Annotated in this window: 19 protein-coding genes; all 19 read left to right on the forward strand. The window is 60.5% G+C overall.

Annotation, left to right across the window (positions count from 1 at the left end; translation table 11 throughout):
- The first annotated feature begins 2 nt into the window (after window positions 1-2).
- The 19 genes from JAO85_RS03305 (at window position 3) to JAO85_RS03395 (ending at window position 17179) form a co-directional block, all read left to right on the forward strand.
- Complete coding sequence (locus JAO85_RS03305; RefSeq protein ID WP_202787450.1) at window positions 3-1355, forward strand: hypothetical protein; 1353 nt, start codon at window positions 3-5, stop codon at window positions 1353-1355.
- 3 nt (window positions 1356-1358) lie between these two features.
- A complete protein-coding gene (locus JAO85_RS03310) occupies window positions 1359-1889 on the forward strand; it encodes an integrating conjugative element protein (protein WP_202787451.1) in 531 nt (176 codons plus the stop codon).
- 1 nt (window position 1890) lies between these two features.
- Complete coding sequence (locus tag JAO85_RS03315) at window positions 1891-2430, forward strand: PFL_4695 family integrating conjugative element protein (RefSeq protein WP_202787452.1); 540 nt, start codon at window positions 1891-1893, stop codon at window positions 2428-2430.
- A complete protein-coding gene (locus JAO85_RS03320; protein ID WP_202787453.1) occupies window positions 2427-2597 on the forward strand; it encodes a hypothetical protein in 171 nt (56 codons plus the stop codon). Before JAO85_RS03315 ends, JAO85_RS03320 begins: the two co-directional genes overlap by 4 nt.
- A gap of 11 nt (window positions 2598-2608) precedes the next feature.
- Window positions 2609-4840 (forward strand): type IV conjugative transfer system coupling protein TraD, encoded by a 2232-nt coding sequence (traD, locus tag JAO85_RS03325; RefSeq protein WP_202787522.1) that lies wholly within the window; start codon window positions 2609-2611, stop codon window positions 4838-4840.
- Complete coding sequence (locus JAO85_RS03330) at window positions 4837-5613, forward strand: TIGR03747 family integrating conjugative element membrane protein (protein ID WP_202787454.1); 777 nt, start codon at window positions 4837-4839, stop codon at window positions 5611-5613. The genes traD and JAO85_RS03330 overlap by 4 nt, the downstream gene beginning before the upstream one ends.
- A 23-nt stretch (window positions 5614-5636) precedes the next feature.
- On the forward strand, window positions 5637-5951 hold the full coding sequence (locus tag JAO85_RS03335) for an RAQPRD family integrative conjugative element protein (RefSeq protein WP_019042353.1): 315 nt from the start codon (window positions 5637-5639) through the stop codon (window positions 5949-5951).
- An 18-nt stretch (window positions 5952-5969) separates the two neighbouring features.
- Window positions 5970-6215, forward strand: a complete 246-nt coding sequence (locus JAO85_RS03340) for a DUF3262 family protein (RefSeq protein ID WP_202787455.1) — start codon at window positions 5970-5972, stop codon at window positions 6213-6215.
- 24 nt (window positions 6216-6239) lie between these two features.
- Window positions 6240-6623 (forward strand): DUF2976 domain-containing protein, encoded by a 384-nt coding sequence (locus JAO85_RS03345; RefSeq protein WP_099736896.1) that lies wholly within the window; start codon window positions 6240-6242, stop codon window positions 6621-6623.
- A 64-nt stretch (window positions 6624-6687) separates the two neighbouring features.
- Complete coding sequence (locus JAO85_RS03350; RefSeq protein ID WP_370552189.1) at window positions 6688-7053, forward strand: DUF3487 family protein; 366 nt, start codon at window positions 6688-6690, stop codon at window positions 7051-7053.
- Window positions 7053-7793 (forward strand): PFL_4703 family integrating conjugative element protein, encoded by a 741-nt coding sequence (locus JAO85_RS03355; protein ID WP_202787457.1) that lies wholly within the window; start codon window positions 7053-7055, stop codon window positions 7791-7793. The genes JAO85_RS03350 and JAO85_RS03355 overlap by 1 nt, the downstream gene beginning before the upstream one ends.
- A 5-nt stretch (window positions 7794-7798) precedes the next feature.
- Window positions 7799-8887 carry a TIGR03749 family integrating conjugative element protein gene (locus JAO85_RS03360; protein ID WP_202787458.1) on the forward strand — a complete coding sequence of 363 codons (1089 nt, stop codon included), beginning with the start codon at window positions 7799-7801 and terminating at the stop codon, window positions 8885-8887.
- Between the two features lie 13 nt (window positions 8888-8900).
- A complete protein-coding gene (locus tag JAO85_RS03365; protein ID WP_237734677.1) occupies window positions 8901-10313 on the forward strand; it encodes a TIGR03752 family integrating conjugative element protein in 1413 nt (470 codons plus the stop codon).
- Window positions 10300-10785 (forward strand): TIGR03751 family conjugal transfer lipoprotein, encoded by a 486-nt coding sequence (locus JAO85_RS03370; protein ID WP_099736892.1) that lies wholly within the window; start codon window positions 10300-10302, stop codon window positions 10783-10785. The genes JAO85_RS03365 and JAO85_RS03370 overlap by 14 nt, the downstream gene beginning before the upstream one ends.
- On the forward strand, window positions 10782-13631 hold the full coding sequence (locus JAO85_RS03375) for a conjugative transfer ATPase (RefSeq protein WP_202787460.1): 2850 nt from the start codon (window positions 10782-10784) through the stop codon (window positions 13629-13631). Before JAO85_RS03370 ends, JAO85_RS03375 begins: the two co-directional genes overlap by 4 nt.
- A complete protein-coding gene (locus JAO85_RS03380; protein ID WP_034372459.1) occupies window positions 13628-14074 on the forward strand; it encodes a TIGR03757 family integrating conjugative element protein in 447 nt (148 codons plus the stop codon). Before JAO85_RS03375 ends, JAO85_RS03380 begins: the two co-directional genes overlap by 4 nt.
- A gap of 62 nt (window positions 14075-14136) precedes the next feature.
- Complete coding sequence (locus JAO85_RS03385) at window positions 14137-15366, forward strand: TraU family protein (protein WP_019042343.1); 1230 nt, start codon at window positions 14137-14139, stop codon at window positions 15364-15366.
- Window positions 15367-15386: 20 nt separating this feature from the next.
- Window positions 15387-16769 (forward strand): integrating conjugative element protein, encoded by a 1383-nt coding sequence (locus JAO85_RS03390; RefSeq protein WP_019042342.1) that lies wholly within the window; start codon window positions 15387-15389, stop codon window positions 16767-16769.
- On the forward strand, window positions 16766-17179 hold the full coding sequence (locus JAO85_RS03395; RefSeq protein ID WP_202787461.1) for a hypothetical protein: 414 nt from the start codon (window positions 16766-16768) through the stop codon (window positions 17177-17179). Before JAO85_RS03390 ends, JAO85_RS03395 begins: the two co-directional genes overlap by 4 nt.
- The last annotated feature ends 5 nt before the right edge of the window (window positions 17180-17184 follow it).

The following is a 17184-nucleotide window of genomic DNA, read 5'->3' on the forward strand; positions in this document are numbered from 1 at the left end:
GCATGTCGGAACAAAGCACTGTCGATGCGGACGTACAAGTGACTGAGCCAAGCGTGCCACCGCCGCCGCCTCCCGATGTGGCAGATTTGCCGCCTGCAGTTTCTGTGGCCCCCGAGGTCACTGGTGTCGATGATTCAGCCGTCGACCATTCTTGGTTGAGCGAGCTTGAGACTGCCGCTCCTCTCAGTGCTGCCACTGCAACTGCGGCGGCAGCTGCTGCGCCTGTAGAGGCTGAAAAACGGCCCGGATTCTTCGCCCGCGCTTTTGGTCGCGCACCAGCTGCAGCAAAGCCACGCAAGGCCGAGGTGCCTGTGAGTGTTGAGTCCAGCGAAATCCCATCTCGCCGCAAGTCGACGAACCCATGGGTACTGCGCGCAGTCGGCATTGCGGGTGTCGTGGGGATCTTGGCATTGGGCTACCTTCAATATGGGCAAAAGCGTCTGCCAGCACTGGATCTGCTTGGCTCATCGCTTCCCGAGGCCGGCCTGGTGACGCCGCAGCCTGCTTTCGACGCTTCCGAGTTCGATCCGCGCCTGGCTGACACCTCCCCGCTGCCCCTTGCGCCCTTGGCTGATGCGGCTGCGGCACCTATCGGCGGAGCACCAGCTGGCGATGCGGACCCAATCCCCGTGGGCATGCAGCCAGAATTCGATCCAGAGGCGGTTATGCGGCAGTCTGCAGCTGATGCAGGCGTTGCCAGCCTGGGGGACGCGGGCGCTGTGCCGCAAGCCGTGGCCAACGTTGCCCTCCAGCGAAATGAGGCCGCTGCAGCAGCACCGGCTGGTAGTGCCCCTATTACTGCCGCACCAGCGCCGACTATGGCGGTGGCCCCCACGGCAGTGGCGACTGCAACACCAGTCGGCGTCGACCCCGAGGTGCTTGATCGCATGAAGCGCATGGAAGACATGATGTTGCTGATGTCCCAGCAGCTGGCCGCCATGCAGCAGGCCAACGCGCTTGCTGGCAAGACCTCTGCGGCACCGGCTCCCGCTCCTGCGGTAGCGCCTGCAGCCGCACAGGCCGCTCCCGTCGAGCAGCCGTCGCCGCGACCAGCGCCCAAGCGCGTAATGGTGAAGGCGAAGCCGGCGACTCCCCGCCAAGCAGCAAAGGTCGTTGCCGCGAAGCCAGCTGCAGCTCCTGCAGGTGCCCAGCTTGTGTCCGTCGATATGTGGAACGGCGAGCCTTCGGTCGTGGTCGCGTCGGGCGTGCCCGGTGATCGCCGCGTGCGTGTCTTGCGCCCAGGTGATGTGGTCAATGGTCTGTCGCTCAAGTCGGCAGATCCTGTGTCTCGCACAGCCACATTCGTGGCTCCAGGCAGCCAAGGCCTGACCCTTTCAGTGAGCAATGGAGGCTGATTCATGAAAAAAACTGCCTTTATTGCCACCGTGGTCGCATTGCAGCTGAGCACGGGCGCCTTTGCGCAGCTGCGCACTGGCCGCACTGCAGAAGCGAGCTCGCTGCCCAGCACGACTCAACAGGGCCGCTCGCAACTGGACGAGACAGCGCGTGCTGTGCAGCAGATGTGGGGTCTGACTGCCGATGAGATGCAGCGCGCCAAGGTGCTGTCGCTGGGACCTCGTGCTAATTTCTCGGTCAAGGAGCTCTCGCCCCTTGAGGTGCTGGGCATTCATGCTCGCAACGATGCAGAGCGCCGTCAGTATGCCGAGCGCATGGCGCGGATCTTCCACCAGGATGTGGAGCGAAGCATCTTGTGGGACCGTGAAATGCAGGCGGCTATGGCCCGCCTGTATCCCAACGAGCCGATGGTGAACTATGACGGCCTGCCGCGCGTGCAGTCGTCTGTAGGTGCAGCCGACATGCTGAACGTGCCGCGCACGCAGATCATCGAGCGCGCTTCGCCAGCTCCTGCCAACCGCGGAAAACGCTGATATGCGCTGCCGTTTCGCCATCCTCGCTCTTGGACTCGCTTGCAGCGCGCCGGCCCTGGCCGGCGTCGAGCTGGAGATGATCCACGACAGCGGCAAGTCTGTGCCGTTGGCGCCCTATGTGGCCCAGATCGTGGGCGGCACGGATGAGGCGAATGTGCTCGACGGGCTGCGTTTCCCATTTCGCAGCCAATTGCGCGGAGGTGTGCTCAAGCAAGACGGCGTGCAGGTCTTCAATGGCCAATGGCTGACTCAACCCATGTTCGTGATCGGCGCGGACGACGCGTCTTTGCGTTGGGTAGCCTTCAACCACAAGAAGCTGATACAGCTCAATGCTGTCGGCATTGTGGTGCAGGCAGCAACGCCAGCCGCATTCAAGCTGCTGCAGCAAGTAGCCAACCCCTTGCAATTGGCTCCTGATACAGGGGCATTCCTTGCAGAAACATTGATCGCCAAAGGTGCGCCAGTTTTTCCCGTGCTGGTCCACAGCAATGGCCGCGCCTACCAGATCCTGCCTCAGCGCACATTTGGAGTGGCTCCATGAGCGAACTCGGCCTGGTGCACATCGGATTGGAAGGCGCTGTGAAAGCATGCGCCAATGCTCGACTGTTGCGTGCTGTGCTGAGTCAGTTTGGAACGGCTTTTGGGCCTGAACAGTCCCAAAATGTTCCAAGCCATCACGGCATGTTCCAGCTGGAGGGCATGCAGTGAGTGACGGGACCATGGAAGGCGTGCTGAGGCCGCCAGTCGAAGTATTGAGCGCAGCCACCGCTTTTGGGATTGCTGGCGTAGCCGCAGCCGCGCCATGGGCGCTGATGATGCCCCACTCGCTGGGCGCAGTCTCGGGCGCAATCGCTGCTGGCTTCGGTTGCGTGCGTGCGCGCCAGGCCTTCCAGGTCTATAGCTATCAACGCGGGCTGAAGTTCACCAAGATGACGCGCTTGGCCCCTCACAAGCTTCCTGTCAATCTCAAGGAGCATCTCTACCTGGGCGAAGGCTTTGAGTGGACGCAGTTGCACACCCAGCGCTTGCTGGACGCGCGTGAGACAGATGTTCAGCGCTTCGTGAAGGCGTCGCCCACCGAGCTCAAGCTCGCAGCGACCGGCGAAAAGATGCGCAAGTGGGCGCAGGCCAAGACCGACAGCCTGCTGGCCAGGGTACTGGAGCGTGCGCTTGATGTCGGCGGTACCGCCAACCCCTTCGCCACGGGCGTGGACCTGGGTGGCAACCCTGTGCTTCATGGCGTGGGAGTGCAGAGCGAAAAGCCGGTGGTGTTGCGCCAAGGCTCGCGCTCTGGCCACTTGCTGGTGATGGGCACGACTCGCGTGGGCAAGACGCGCCTCCTGGAGCTTCTGTGCTCTCAAGACATTCATGCCGGCCATGTGGTGATCGTCATCGACCCCAAGGGCGACGCGGAGCTGATGCTTCGCATGCATGCTGAGGCACGACGCGCCGGACGCCTGGATCAGTTCTATATGTTCCATCTGGGCTACCCGGAGATTTCTGCGCGCTACAACGGCATTGGCAATTTCGCGCGTATCACCGAAGTCGCTGGCCGTGCCACGAATGCCCTGCCCTCCTCGGGCAACTCGGCAGCCTTCAAGGAGTTCAGCTGGCGGTTCACCAACATCGTGGCTCAGGCCCAGGTGGCACTCGGTCGCATTCCGACCTACGAGACGCTGCTCAAGGACGTGACTGGCATTGACCCGCTGTTCATGGACTACGCAGGCATGACGTTTCGCAAGCTCGCGATTGACCATCCCCAGCGCTTCGGCAGCTATCAGGACCGCCTGGTGGAGCTGGAGCGCGCTATCGTGGCAAAGAAGGCCCCGGTTCCTAGAAGCCTGCAGGATCGTTCGCCCGATCAGGTGGCGATGTATCTGCTCATCAAGGAAGCACGACTGGACGACAAGGTACTGGTCGGTCTTGCGGCCGCATTCAGCTACGAGCGTTCGTTCTACGAAAAGATCATTGCCAGCCTGGGGCCATTCCTCGAAAAGCTCACCTCTGGCGCAGTTGGCAAGCTCATCAGCCCGGACTACTTCGACCCGAACGACAAGCGGCCGATCTTCGACTGGATGACGGTGTTCCGCCAGGGCGGCATCGTGTATGCCGGCCTGGATGCCTTGTCTGACTCCGTGGTTTCGTCTGCCGTGGGTAATTCCATGCTGTCCGATCTGGTCTCGACCGGCGGCAAGCTCTACAAGACAGGCCTCGACCCACACGGCGACGGCAAGCTGCAGCTGCCGACTGTGTGTTGCCATTTCGATGAGGTCAATGAGATTGCAGGTCCCGAGTTCGTGCCCATGGTCAACAAACTGGGCGGATCTGGCTTTCGCATCACTGCATACACCCAGTCGATGTTTGACATCGAGGCGAAGGTTGGTGACAAGGCCAAGGCTGGCCAGATCCTCGACAACTTCAACCACCTCTGCATGCTGCGGGTGCGCAGCAAGGCGACCGCGAGCCTGCTGACGGACCAGGTGCCACAGGTCAATGTAACGGTGCTCACGCCAGTATCGGGCGTGTCGGACACGGCTGCTCAGGGCAATGGCGTCGATTTCACCAGCCAGAACAACGACATAGCGAACAAGTCGAAGGCGCCGCTGATCGAGCCTTCTGACGTTCTCTCATTGCCACAGGGTCAAGCGTTTGCGTTGCTAGAAGGCAATCGCTGCCACAAGATTCGAATTCCTTTGGCTGATACCAAGGATGACCCATTCATCCCAGCTTCGCTCAAGGCGGTCGCTGAGGATATGAAGCGCCGCTATCGCACGAGTGAGACGTGGGCCGCAGAAACCGACTGGCTCAGTACACAGCCCTTGGGCGCTGGTGCAGGTGGGCTGATCGATACGGATCTCGCTTCTGCCTTTGATGACGATATGCCTGGCTACGCCATGGCAGGCGCAACTTCGTCCGCCGTGGCCGGCAACGTGATGGGACAGCACTCATGACGGCTCCGAACTCGCCCGCCAGAAAGCCAAGCACACACGGCCCTGTTGGCGTGGCCGTGTTGGTTGGCTTTGGACTATTCAGTGTGACAGTGTCCTCGTGGCTCATCGGCCTGGTGATTGAAATCGGCGGTGGCTATTTCTTCTGGCGTGGCCAGGGCATCCGCCATGCCCAGGAGATGGTGCAGCAGGATCTGCGCTATATCGCAGCCGCTCCACGCAGTCTGCTAGTGCCAGACACCGTGGACTTTTCGCTGCGCATCGTGAAGTGGGTACGTATGCCCTACGAGCGCCTTGGTGCGCTGCGCTGGTATCAGCGCAACGTGGCCGCCCAGCAGGCAGGTTCAGATGCGGCACTGCCTAGCTTTCTGGGTCAAAGCGTGCAGCCTCAACTCAAGGGGTTGGCCAAGGCTGGTGCGTCGTTCATTTACATGCTCAGCGAATGGGTGGTCATCAGCATGTTTGTCCTGCAGGACGTTCTGCTGCGCCTCTGCACTGCAGTTTTTGCACTCCCAGCATTTGCCCTTGCCTGCCTGATGGGGGTGATCGACGGGTTGGTGCGCAGGGACCGGCGCCGTTGGCAAGGCGGTCGCGAATCCTCGTTCGTCTACCACCACGCCAAGCGCTATGTGGGATGGGCGCTTACAGGCGGCTTTGGCTTGTACCTGTCCTGGCCGTTCGGCGGCTTCAACCCGGCCTACATGGTTCTGGTGTTCACCGTGCTTGTGGCATTCACCCTATCGACAACGGTAGGTGCGTTCAAGAAATACGCATGACATTGATTTTGAAGGAGATATTGATGAAACGCTCACGACATTCGTTCTTTGCTCTCTTGGTGATTGGAGTGCTCTCCACCACTGCGATGGCCTGGGCAGATGTTGCCGACGACGAGCTGGAGCGCGAGCGCTTGGCGCGCATCGCTGGCGAGATCGAGCAGGTGCAGCTGATGGTTGCTGACGCGGAAAAAGCCGCGCCGACCGGCCAGCGCGTGAAGTTCCGCTACGACTGGCTGCAGCGCGACCTGGAGCTGCTGCGCCTTGGCGTAACGAACCACGTGGATGCACCTCGCCAGCCTCGCCCAGTCGCCCCATTGCGTGGTGACTATCGGCAATAACCAAAAGAAAAACAAACCATGCGTTCAGAAATGGCGACGGCATTTATGCAAGGGGCCGGCTTCAATCCTCAAAGCTTGAAGTACCTGCTTTTTGTCGTGGTTTTTGTGATGGTGTTTTCTATTGGCGCATGGCTCGGCACGCTGGTATTGAAGGCTTTTGGAGACGGAGAGCTGGATGCATCTGAAGCCATGAAAGCATGTATTGGGGTCGCCATTACTGTTTTGTTAGTGGTAGGCGTGTTGGGATCAATCATTCTGAAATAAATCAACTAATTGACTGGAGAAATCATGAAGAAACACTTGAGAAAAATTAACTCTGGCATCGCATCTATTGCATTGGCTCCGGTTGCTCTGATTGCAGCCAGCCCTGCATTTAGCGCTCTGCCGACGATTCAACCTCCCGCAGGTGGAAGTATCGGCGGCGGCACCACCCAAGAAGGCGATATTCTTGGGCTAATTGGCGCATATCTGAAACTCGGGTTTACTATCCTGGGGCTAATTCTGGCAGTTGCCGCATTTTTATACGTAGTGATTGCCTCTATGCAACGCTACCGCGATTACACCAAAGGCACTATCCAGCTAGGCGATCTAAAAGAGCACGTAATTGTTAGCGTCATTATTCTCACCCTCGTAATTGCGATGGTTAATTACTCTGTTCAGACCCTAGCCTGAGATGCTAACGAGAGACACTCGTCCCCAAGCAATGGCAGCGGCTTCGGCTCCGTTGACCGATCGCGTGAACTCTGAACCACCTATTATCAATGGCATGGCAGCAAGTGAAGCCGGATACATTGGGGCGGTGTCTTTCGCTGCAAGCCTGTTTATTGGATGCGTGGTTGCATATATCTCTGGATTTTGGGTGGCTGCTCCATTGATTTGCATTATCGTGCCTTTCACAGTGCTGTGGTATTCATCACTATACCTGCAAGAAGTAAAGAGAAACCGCCCTGAAGGCTACTACCTTCATTGGATGCATTTTTTTCTCGTGTCGCACAACTTGTCCAAGCCAAAATTTCTGGTCCATGATGGCCGGATGCAATTGGGTTGCAGCTATCGCTTGAATTCGATCAGGGCTGAAGCCAAATCATCGGAAACCAAATAATGAGCAGTGGTGATTATCTGGACGCACTTGCGTCCGAGCGCAGCCATAGCGCAAAGCTTACCAAAATCATATTTGGCATAGTAGGGCTGGCAGTGGCTGGCATGTGGTTCGCTTCGCGCGTTCCAAAGAATATCGACTTGCACGTCGCGCCAGATATTAAGGCGGGTGACACGATACGGGTTATTGATGGGCAGTCTCCAGTGCCGTCTACAAATGCCTACGGTTTTGCGTACTACATCTGGCAGCAGATTAATCGCTGGCAAAGCGATGGCTCTCAAGACTATGGCAAGCAGATTTATGCGATGCAATTCTATTTGACGCCTCGTTGCCAGGCGCAACTGCAAACCGATATGCAGCAGCGTCATGCCAAAGGCGAGTTGCGCCGCCGTACTCGCCAGATCAGCGAGATCCCCGGATTCCCGTACAGCGAAAACCGCGTGATCCGAGAAGGCTCGGACGCCTGGACAGTGCTGCTGGACATGCAGGTTCAAGAGACCTTCGCAGGGCAGCCGGTTAAGGATGTGTTCATTCGGTATCCGCTGCGCGTGGTCCGCTTCGATGTGGACCGTGAGCGCAACCCATGGCGTCTGGGCTTGGATTGCTTCGGCAGCAGCCAGCCCGCGCGCCTCAATCCTGCGGATCTCAAGCCTGGTGCTCCGGTTCAAGCGGATCTCAAAGCACCGCGCCTGCCCGGAACTATTGCCCCTTCGAGCCTGCCTCGTGACACCTCTGTCGATTGATCCACATGATCCAACGTCGTTCTCTTTCGATCTGCCTCCTGGTCGCCCTGCAGCTTCTGCATGGCAGCGTCGCTGCTCAGCAGGTCGAATCGCTTGCGGGCAGTACCGAGACGCCCGAGTTCAATGAGCCTATTGACCTGGGCCAAACGGGTGCAGCGGCTGTAACACCAGTTGCTGGAGCCAATGCAGGACGCGCACCGGCTGGCGGGCGCATGGTGGCTGGCGTCAGCGTGCCCGCACCGCTGGCGAATACAGCCGTAGGTTCCGCCAGGCGCGCAGCTGCCGAAGCGTCTCTACGCCGTGTTGGCCCAGCGCCTTTGACCTCTGGCCCCGCTGAGCGCGCGGTGTTTGCGCGTGAGCCCGTCCGGGTGAACCTGACGGTTGGCCAGGAGCGCCTTGTCACCCTACCTGCCGATGCGTTGCTGCGCATGCCCAGTGACATGGATAGCGTGGCGCGTATCGAGACGATCGCCGGCACGATCTATGTCACTGCGCTTGTGCCATTTACGGCGATCCGAATCATTGCTGAGCTGGTGGATAGCGGCCAGCAGATTCCGATGGATCTGATTGCGGTAGCCGCTCCAGACGCTAAAGACTCCAAGGGCAAGGTCGTGTCCACGCAGTCCGCTAAAGGCGAGCTGCAGGTTTCTGTGATCGAGCCTGCGACCGTGCCGAACCCCATTGGTGGAGCTGCATTGTCTGGCGGCCAGTCTCAACAGCAAGAGAGCGTTGCTGCGGACATGGTGCAGCTCACTCGACATGCTGCCCGCCAGCTCTACGCACCTCGACGCTTGGCTGGTGGTACGCCAGGTGTGAGCCAGGTTGGCGTAGGAACCGAGCCCGTGCCGACACTGTTCCGTGGCGCTGCCGTGGACGCTGCGCCCGTAGGCCAGTGGAAGTCGGGAAACCTGTATGTGACTGCGGTGCGCGTCACCAACCGCTCGCGCTTTGCGCTGGAGCTGCCCTTGGAGAGCTTGCGCGGGCGCTGGCTCTCGGCCACGGCCCAGCATGGCCGGATCGGTGCTGCCGGTACAGACACCGACACCACGGCGGTCTACCTGGTGTGCGATCGCACTTTCGAGTCCTGTCTGTGAGGCACCCATGGCAATGAAGAGCAACAAACTCACCCCTGTTCTTGTCATCGTGGCCTTCGTCATCGTCGGCTCGGTCTTCGTCATGCGCCAGAACAATGCGCCTACCGCTGCGCCTATGGCAGCCGCCCCCCTGCCAAAAACAGCAGGCGCAGATGAGGACACACCCAGCGAGACGCTGGCCACGGTGGTCGCGGCCAACAAGGACCTGCGAGCAGATATTCAGGAAGTGCTCCGTGCTAACCAGGACTTCAGCAAGCGCCTGGAACGCTTGGAGAAAGGTGCACCTGCAGGCACCTCTTCTGCTGGTACTGTCGGTGGTACCAGCAATGACACAGATCCAGCCCAAGTCGATGTCTTTAAGCCCATTGGCGACGCCATCGACTCTGTTACGGGGCTTGGCTCGAATGGCGCCGGCGGAGGTCATCGTCCCGTTGGTGGCTCCCAGGATCTAGGCTTGTCCGGTGGCAGCACTGCCTACAAGGTGGTTCCGCCCATGGGCTACACCACCGAGACAACTCAGCATCAAGGGAAGACGGTTACGCGCTACGTGCGGGTAGCCCCGGACGGCACGCAATCCATGCCCAGTGCGGTCAGTGCGGCCCAGGCCGCACAAGCCGCTCAGGCCTCTCAGGCGGCTTCGAAGCCGCAACCCGTGGCTTATTTCACGCTGCCGGAGAACTCCACGCTGGCGGGCGTCACCGCGATGACCAGTTTGATCGGCCGTGTGCCGGTCAATGGCCGAGTGACGGACCCCATGCAGTTCAAAGCCATGGTCGGGCGCGACAACTTGGCAGCCAACGGCTGGGAGTTGCCCGAAGACCTCGCCGGGATGATCGTTACCGGCGTGGCCGTAGGCGATATGGCGCTGTCGTGCACCGAGGGAAAGATCCGCAGCATGACTTTCGTGTTCAACGATGGTGCGATCCATACGGTTTCGGCGCGTCGTGCGCCGCAGACCCAGGCAGGTGCCGGCGTCACAGCCATGGCTACCAATGGTTCCACAGACCTTGGATTCATCAGTGATCTGTACGGCAACCCCTGTATTCAAGGCAAGTTCGTGACCAATGCGCCGGCTTACCTGACCGACATCATTGGTGCCAAGGGCTTGGGCGTGGCCGCCGAGGCCTTGGCGCAGGCCCAGACCACCACCATGGCCAGCAGCAATGGCACCACCTCCTCGATCACCGGAAATGCCGGCAGTTTTGCACTGGGCCGCATGGGTTCTGGAGCCACCGATGAGCTGGTGCGCTGGCTGACTGAGCGCCTCAAGAGCTCGTTTGACGCGGTGGTCACGCCCGCTGGCCAGCAGCTGGTCGTGCATCTGGACCGCCAGATCGAGATCGACAAGCCCGCCAACCCAAGAAAGATCGTGCACCGCACGCAGTCCCCCAATGTCCTGTCTGGAGCCCGCTATGGCCTCGAATAACTCCCTACTTCTTGCCATCGTGCTTCCCGCGCTACTGGCTGGTTGCACGGCTATTGGGTCGCGCGAGTCTCCGCTGAAGGAAGCTACGGCTGGCAGTCCGACCCTGGTGGATGTGTATCGGGGCAAGTTTCAGCCCCCGCAGTCGGCGGCTTCCTCTCGCGAGACGGCGCGGGACCGCCTGGAGCGTGCGTCGAGTGCGCGCCCGATCGCGCGCGGCGATGAAATGACGCAGCGCTACTGGTCAGCCCTGGAGCCTATGCAACAGCGCTTTGCACGCGTACCCAACCCGGATCTAGTCATGGTGGTCTATCCCCACCTGGCCAAGGGCCGTTACCCCGTGCCTGGCTATGTCACGGTTTTCCCAATGTATGAGTCAACGGAGTACGCCATGCCCGGTGAGGTGGCCGAAGAGCTGCAACAAGGCCGCGCCGCATTCTCACGTGGCCGCACTGCGCGGGAGGCTGGCCAATGAGCGGATTGCTGGAAATGCTGGGCCTGTCTGGGGGCACCAAAGGCAAGCACAAGCGCCGGCTCATGACAGCCGCCGACCGCAAGCAGATGGCCGCCCGTCCGCCCTCCTTCACTGAGCTGCTGCCTTGGGTCAAGTTTTCACCCAAAGACCGCAACTTTGTGATGCGCGACGGCAAGACCTTGGGCGCGCTGTTCGAGCTGGGGGCTGTCGCTACGGAGGCGCAGCCGCTGGAGTACCTGCAAGAGCACTGCCGCAAGATTCAAGAGGCTATCCAGGCGATTCCCGAGGTCGACTCTTCTCCTTGGGTGGTCCAGTTCTTCCTGAGCGATGACCGAAACATCGACGGGCTGAACCAATACCTTCACGACTACATCCTGTCCCAGCACAAGGACGCCAATCGCGCGCAGGCCATCATCGACTCGGAATACACGCAGTCCGTGCTGAAAGAGTTCCGCAGTCACCTGTCGCAGGTTTCCCGAGAGCAAGGGCTGTTCACCGACACCTTGGTGACGGGCCAGACCTGGCGCGGCCAGCAGCGCCGTGTTCGCTGCTGCATCTATCGCCAGTTTGATGACTTGGTCAATGAGCGTCGCCTGGCCGAGCAGCAGATGGAGGCGGTGGCCACAACCTTGCTGGCCACGCTGAACGAAGCCGGCGTGACGGCGCGGCGTGCCAACGGCAAGGACTTCTACGAGTGGATGCTTCCATTCTTCAACCGTAATGTGCCCTGGGCCAGCACGGGCGCCGAGCTGTTCCGCGGCGCGCCCTATCCGGGTGATGAGGCTCCAGAGGGTATTTATGACTGGGATTTTTCCGAGTCGCTGAACCTTTCGGAGCCCTCGTGCAACCAGGAACAAGGCTGCTTCGAGTTCGATGGCCAGCCGGTGAAGTTCCTCACGCTGCAAAACCTTCGTGCCCACCCTAGCATCGGGCACTTCTCCGCAGAAAGCAGGATTGGGAACGAAGCCTATGCACGGTTTGACCGGCTGCCGCCTGGCTCGATGCTGTCCGTGACGGTGACGATTGCTGCGCAGTACCAGGTCGAGCGCCACGTCGAGGACATCAAAAGGGCTTCCCGTGCTCAAAACGCCGTGGCGCAGGAGACCCATAGAGAGTCGGAGCAAGTGCTCCAGCACATGGCCACCGGGGACAAGCTGTATCCGATGTTCATGGGGCTGTACCTGAGCGGCAAGACCCATGCGGATCTGGATGCGGCTGTTTCCGAGGTCAATGCCCAGCTGACGCCGACCGGAATGCGTTTCATCGAATCCCGAGAGGACCTGGTGCCGCATGACGCGTTCCTGCGTGCATTGCCATTCGCATTTGATCCCACGTTCGATCTGCGCAGCATGCGACGGTCGCGCCTGACGTTTGCGAGCCTGATCGCCGCAATTTTGCCGGTCTATGGGCGCTCACGCGGCACGGCCAACCCCGGCTTTTGGTTCTGGAATCGGGGCGGCGAGCCCTTGTGGATCGACCCACTCAACAAGATTGACCGTAAGAAGAACGCCCATATGGTGGTGTTCGGCCCCACAGGTGCGGGCAAGTCGGCGACGTTGAATTACCTGTCCATGCTGGTCATGGCCATCCACCGCCCACGCCTGGTGATCGCGGATGCAGGCAAGTCCTTCGATCTGATGGTCAAGGACATGGCCACCAAAGGCTTGAGCGTGTATCGCGTCAATCTGAGCGGTGATACCGATGTGTCACTGCCTCCATTCGTATACGCCAGCGAGCTGCTGCAGGACAAGGAGATCATGGATTCCTTCAAGGCAGCTGAGGAATACTTCGGCGCTGGAGCGGGCATTCCCTCCGAAGAGGATGCTGAGCTCGTCGGTGCCGAGCGACTGATGGAGTCGGTCAATGAAGTGATGGAGCCGGCTGACGCCGACGACGACTCGGACGAAGAAAAGCGCGACTACCTGGGTGAGATGCTCATCTCGGCCATCATGATGATTACGGGTGGTGAAGACGCCGAGCTCAAACGCATGACGCGCGCCGACCGCTATCTGGTCACCAGGGCCATTATTCGAGCCGCAGTGCGCGCATCCAAGGAAGGCAAGCCCCATCCTCTGACACAAGACGTTGCCCTGGAGCTGACGGCCATGGTCAAGGACGCATCTCTGTCGGAGCACCGCCGCTCGCGCGCCGAAGAGATGGGCCATTCGATGATGAGCTTCACGACAGGCCTGCGCGGCAAGCTCTTCAACCGCTTGGGCCAGGACTGGCCCGATGCTGATGTGACCCTCGTGGAAATGGGCACACTGACCAAAGACGGCTATGAGGATGCGCTCGCTGTGGCCTACACCAGCCTGCTGGACTCGGTGCAGTCGCGCGCAGAGGCCGCTCAGCATGAGGATCGCCCCCTCATCATGCTGACTGATGAAGGGCACTTGATTACCACCAACGAGCTGCTTGGCCCAAAGGTGGCCAAGGGCACCAAGATGTGGCGAAAGCTCAATGCCTGGTTCTGGCTGGCTACGCAGAACTTGAAGGACTTCCCCGGCAGCATGTCCCGCGTGCTGTCCATGTGCGAGTTCTGGATGTTGCTGACCATGGACAAGAACGAGATCGAGGAGATCGCGCGCTTCAGATCGCTCACACCAGAGCAACGCCACATGATGGAGTCCGCCGTCAAGGAGCCGGCGAAGTACACCGAAGGTGTGCTCATCAGCGCGAACAATCAGTGGCTGTTCCGAAACGTGCCACCGGCATTGCCAATTGCGCTGGCAATGACCGAAGGCCACGAGAAGGCTGAGCGCCGCCGTCTAATGGACGAGCATGGGTGCTCCGAGGTGGAAGCGGCCTACCGCGTGGCGGCACGCCTGCAGGAGGCGCGCGCATGATGCGCTCATCCCTCACTGCCCTGGTGCTGGGCCTTTGCGCTCATAGCGCCCTGGCCCAAGGCTCTATAGGCCCTTCGGTGACGACCGTGGAAGTGTTCGCCAATTCGGCCACGGTGGTGCGGCCGCCGTTTCGCCAGCCTGGCTACGTGCTCAAGGTCTATCGCGTGGACGCCATGGCTCAGCTTGAGCAGCAGCTCAATGCAGGGCTGCCCAAGAACGAAGCCGACGCCATGGCCTATATGCGTCAGCACGAGGCCGAGATCCGTCGCCGCTACAAGGACCAGATCACCAATGCGGCCTCCGGCATGACGTTGGCCGTCCAGTACCGATTGGACCGGCTCCCGGCCATCGTCATCAATCGCGCCAAGGTCATTTATGGAGTTGCGGATGTGGACCGCGCCATCGAACTGTTCGCCGCGGCTCAGCAGAGGCCTTCCCGATGAAAAAACGAGCTTCCCTAAATCTCAGGCTGCGCCGTCTCGTCGCGGCCGTCAGTACGGCCTCGATGTGCGCCGTGCTCACACCGGCCACCACCATGGCAGGAACCACCACCCCGGCCATCATCGCGAATACGGCCAAGGCAGCCTTGTCTTGTGTGTCGTACTCCGTCGAGGGCGTGTGCTTTTTCTTGAGCTGCGGCTGGACCGGATGCTGGATTCGGACCTCGATCAAGATCTCCCACTATGTGCCAGACGTGGTGGTCAGCACCTACAACGAACCGCTGCGCCACCCTTGGACCGACATCGGCACGGTCGTGGCCACCACGTTGACAACGGCTGGATCTGCACTGACAGGACGGCTGCTGGACTCGTCCGCCGGCGGCCTGGACAGCAACTCGGCCATGGCGAACTTCAAAGGGGCGGATGCCATAGGCAATCCTGCCGGCATGTTTGCCAGCATGCTCGCGTCTGGCGGCATGTTCACAATGCCGAAGTCCATTGCATTTCCCACGGTTAGCGAGTTGGCCAAGTTCCCCTCGAAGGAGCTGCCGAACATTGGGCGCCAGTGGACCCAAGTGCCTGCCAGCATCGCGGAGACCGTGGCATCTGACGCCAAGGGCCTGTTGAGCTCGGAATCATTGCTGGCCAGCCTTGGAACGATCCTCAAGACCATTGAGGGCGTGAAGCAGGTGATGGAGATCGCCGAGACAGTGCAGCAGATCCAGGCAGGCATCGCCGGTCTGCAGCAGCTCTCCGAAATTCTCTCGGGCAGCACCGGAGGTGCCCTCTTCTGTCCTGGCGGAGCCAGCTATTTCAACCTGCACTTCCAAAGCGAGCTCGATGCGCCTTTCTGGCGCGGCATCGTGCCCGTGGAAATGATCTATCCGCAGGCCTGGGTACCCGGACTGGGCGAGATCGGCTCGGGCTATACGCAGACCTGGGGCAACCTGTACCCACGTACCGGAGAAATCATCCAGTCGCACCCCGTGAAGGCTTCTGCAGTGCTAGCTGAGCGTGTCGCCTCGATCATCTACAAGGAAGCTCAGCCTCACATCTACTCGCGCGTCCAGCCCTCCGGGGGCTATCGCTACTTCAACTATGGCGAGAAGCGCAAATGGCAGATGTTGTATCCGCAGGCTTGGTCCGGGTGCCAGCAATTCGGCCAAAACGACTCGCTGTCGCTGACCTCCTTCGGGGATGGCGCAACCAGCTCCGATGACGGCTACGCCTGGAACCTTTGGCAAAAGTACACATGCTGCCGGCGTCGTGGTGTGTATCTCTACTCCGTGCCCTGACCTCCCACTCCAATTTCACTATGACAATCGCACACTCCTCTTCTCTGCGCTTCAAGCGGATCTGCGCGGCCGTGACCTTGGCCTGCGTGCTGGCTCCCTCGGTCGTGACACCTGCGGCAGCCCAGACGATTACCTCGTCGGGTCTCTACTATCGGATGGGCGGGGGCTCGCCTATCAGCGCGGCCCCCCATCGCAGCGCCTTATCGATGCAGTTGGGTGCCGGCGTCCGCGCGAACTATTCCTGCGGGAAGTTTGACATCGGGCTCTCGTGGTCGGATCTCATGAATAGCATCCAGAACCTGGGTGCGACGATCACCGGGGCCGTGCAAGCCGGTATCTCGGCCCTGCCGCTGTATTTCCTCCAGCGCGCGCAGCCAGGCCTCTATCAGCTCTTCCAAAACTTCAGCCAGAAGGCGGACTTGCTGGTCTCTGCATCGCTGAAGACCTGTGAGGACATGGAGGCGATGATTAAGAATGGTCAGGACCCGTACGAGGAGTACATAGCCCTGGCCAAGGGTGATGCTTGGAAAGTCAAGGCCAATACGGGCGGCAGCGTGGTTAATGCCAAGCTCGATATCAACAAGAACGAGGCTGGCCAGCGTGCCGGATTGCCATGGGTGTTTGGCAGCCGTGCCGGTGGGGCTGGGACCCCACCTATCCAGCCAATCCGCGACCTGGCCGTCGCCGGCTACAACGTCACGATCAACAAGGCAGCCAACTCCCTGTCGACGGCGAACTACGGCAGCTCCTCGCTGGCATCGACGCGCCTGGTCCAGGCCTTCAAGACCCCGGACGACCTGGCTCGCTGGAGTGCCGAAGTCCTTGGCGACCAGAAAATCTATATGTGCACCCAAGGCTCCGATTGCCCGAGCCCGACCATCACCTCGACGGCGACCGGCCTGGCCCCGAAATTCGAGCGCGAGCTGGACGAGGTACTGCCCACGATGCGCAATATGGGCTTTAGCACTTCAAGCAGCCATGCCGACCTGGCCAAAGTCAGCGCTCCCGGCATGGCCGTGAGCCCACAGCTGATGGACGCCGTGCGCAAGCTGCCGACCGATGTGCGGTCGGTGGCCATCAACCGGCTTGCCCAAGAGGTTGCGGTCTACAAGACCATCGACAAGGCTTTGATCGCCAGAAACGCGCTGATCTCCGGCATGAGCCTGCCCGAGGCCACGGGCGCTGCTCCCGTTAGATCCGAGGTGCAGACGAAGATTGACCGCCTGACTCAGTACATCAACGACATGATGTTTGAGTTCCGCATACGGAAAGAAATGACCGGCGAGACTGCCTTGTCGATCATGGGCAACCAGCAACAAGCCGGGGCCGCGTCGATGGATGTGCAAGGCGGCACGCGTGCAGATCCTGCGCCGTTGGTCGACGGACGTGTGAGCACAAGATGACCGACACCGAAAAAGTCGTGGAAGCGTCTGAGTCGATTCCAAAGCGTAAGGGGCGGCTTCGTCGTTGGCTGCCCTGGCTCATCTACGGTGCCTTGATCGTTTTGATTGGCGGCACCTTATTGACCTGGCTGCTCAAGCTGGAGCCCTCACAGGTCGTCTCTGTCTCAGCGTGGTTTCGCAAGGGCGCGCAACTCGGGACGCTTACTCAGACCGCCCTGTGCTGCTGGGTGATTGTCAGTTGGCGTCCGATCGTGGCCTGGGGATTCAGACGCGGCTACGTGGCCAAGCATGAGCTGCGGGCGGTGCTGGCTATGCGCTGGCGCGTTGCCGGCATGCTGGCCATGTACTTGGCACTCGTGCCAATTGGCGCGGGCAATATTGCCCGATTCATCATGGGCCTTATCTCCTGATCGAT

The sequence above is a fragment of the Comamonas sp. NyZ500 genome, assembly GCF_016772095.1.
Classification (GTDB): Bacteria; Pseudomonadota; Gammaproteobacteria; order Burkholderiales; family Burkholderiaceae_C; genus Comamonas; species Comamonas thiooxydans.

Coding starts and splice junctions, on each gene's coding strand:
- JAO85_RS03305 (WP_202787450.1), top strand. CDS start 3: ATGTCGGAACAAAGCACTGTCGATGCGGACGTACAAGTGACTGAGCCA.
- JAO85_RS03310 (WP_202787451.1), top strand. CDS start 1,359: ATGAAAAAAACTGCCTTTATTGCCACCGTGGTCGCATTGCAGCTGAGC.
- JAO85_RS03315 (WP_202787452.1), top strand. CDS start 1,891: ATGCGCTGCCGTTTCGCCATCCTCGCTCTTGGACTCGCTTGCAGCGCG.
- JAO85_RS03320 (WP_202787453.1), top strand. CDS start 2,427: ATGAGCGAACTCGGCCTGGTGCACATCGGATTGGAAGGCGCTGTGAAA.
- traD (WP_202787522.1), top strand. CDS start 2,609: ATGGAAGGCGTGCTGAGGCCGCCAGTCGAAGTATTGAGCGCAGCCACC.
- JAO85_RS03330 (WP_202787454.1), top strand. CDS start 4,837: ATGACGGCTCCGAACTCGCCCGCCAGAAAGCCAAGCACACACGGCCCT.
- JAO85_RS03335 (WP_019042353.1), top strand. CDS start 5,637: ATGAAACGCTCACGACATTCGTTCTTTGCTCTCTTGGTGATTGGAGTG.
- JAO85_RS03340 (WP_202787455.1), top strand. CDS start 5,970: ATGCGTTCAGAAATGGCGACGGCATTTATGCAAGGGGCCGGCTTCAAT.
- JAO85_RS03345 (WP_099736896.1), top strand. CDS start 6,240: ATGAAGAAACACTTGAGAAAAATTAACTCTGGCATCGCATCTATTGCA.
- JAO85_RS03355 (WP_202787457.1), top strand. CDS start 7,053: ATGAGCAGTGGTGATTATCTGGACGCACTTGCGTCCGAGCGCAGCCAT.
- JAO85_RS03360 (WP_202787458.1), top strand. CDS start 7,799: ATGATCCAACGTCGTTCTCTTTCGATCTGCCTCCTGGTCGCCCTGCAG.
- JAO85_RS03365 (WP_237734677.1), top strand. CDS start 8,901: ATGAAGAGCAACAAACTCACCCCTGTTCTTGTCATCGTGGCCTTCGTC.
- JAO85_RS03370 (WP_099736892.1), top strand. CDS start 10,300: ATGGCCTCGAATAACTCCCTACTTCTTGCCATCGTGCTTCCCGCGCTA.
- JAO85_RS03375 (WP_202787460.1), top strand. CDS start 10,782: ATGAGCGGATTGCTGGAAATGCTGGGCCTGTCTGGGGGCACCAAAGGC.
- JAO85_RS03380 (WP_034372459.1), top strand. CDS start 13,628: ATGATGCGCTCATCCCTCACTGCCCTGGTGCTGGGCCTTTGCGCTCAT.
- JAO85_RS03385 (WP_019042343.1), top strand. CDS start 14,137: ATGTGCGCCGTGCTCACACCGGCCACCACCATGGCAGGAACCACCACC.
- JAO85_RS03390 (WP_019042342.1), top strand. CDS start 15,387: ATGACAATCGCACACTCCTCTTCTCTGCGCTTCAAGCGGATCTGCGCG.
- JAO85_RS03395 (WP_202787461.1), top strand. CDS start 16,766: ATGACCGACACCGAAAAAGTCGTGGAAGCGTCTGAGTCGATTCCAAAG.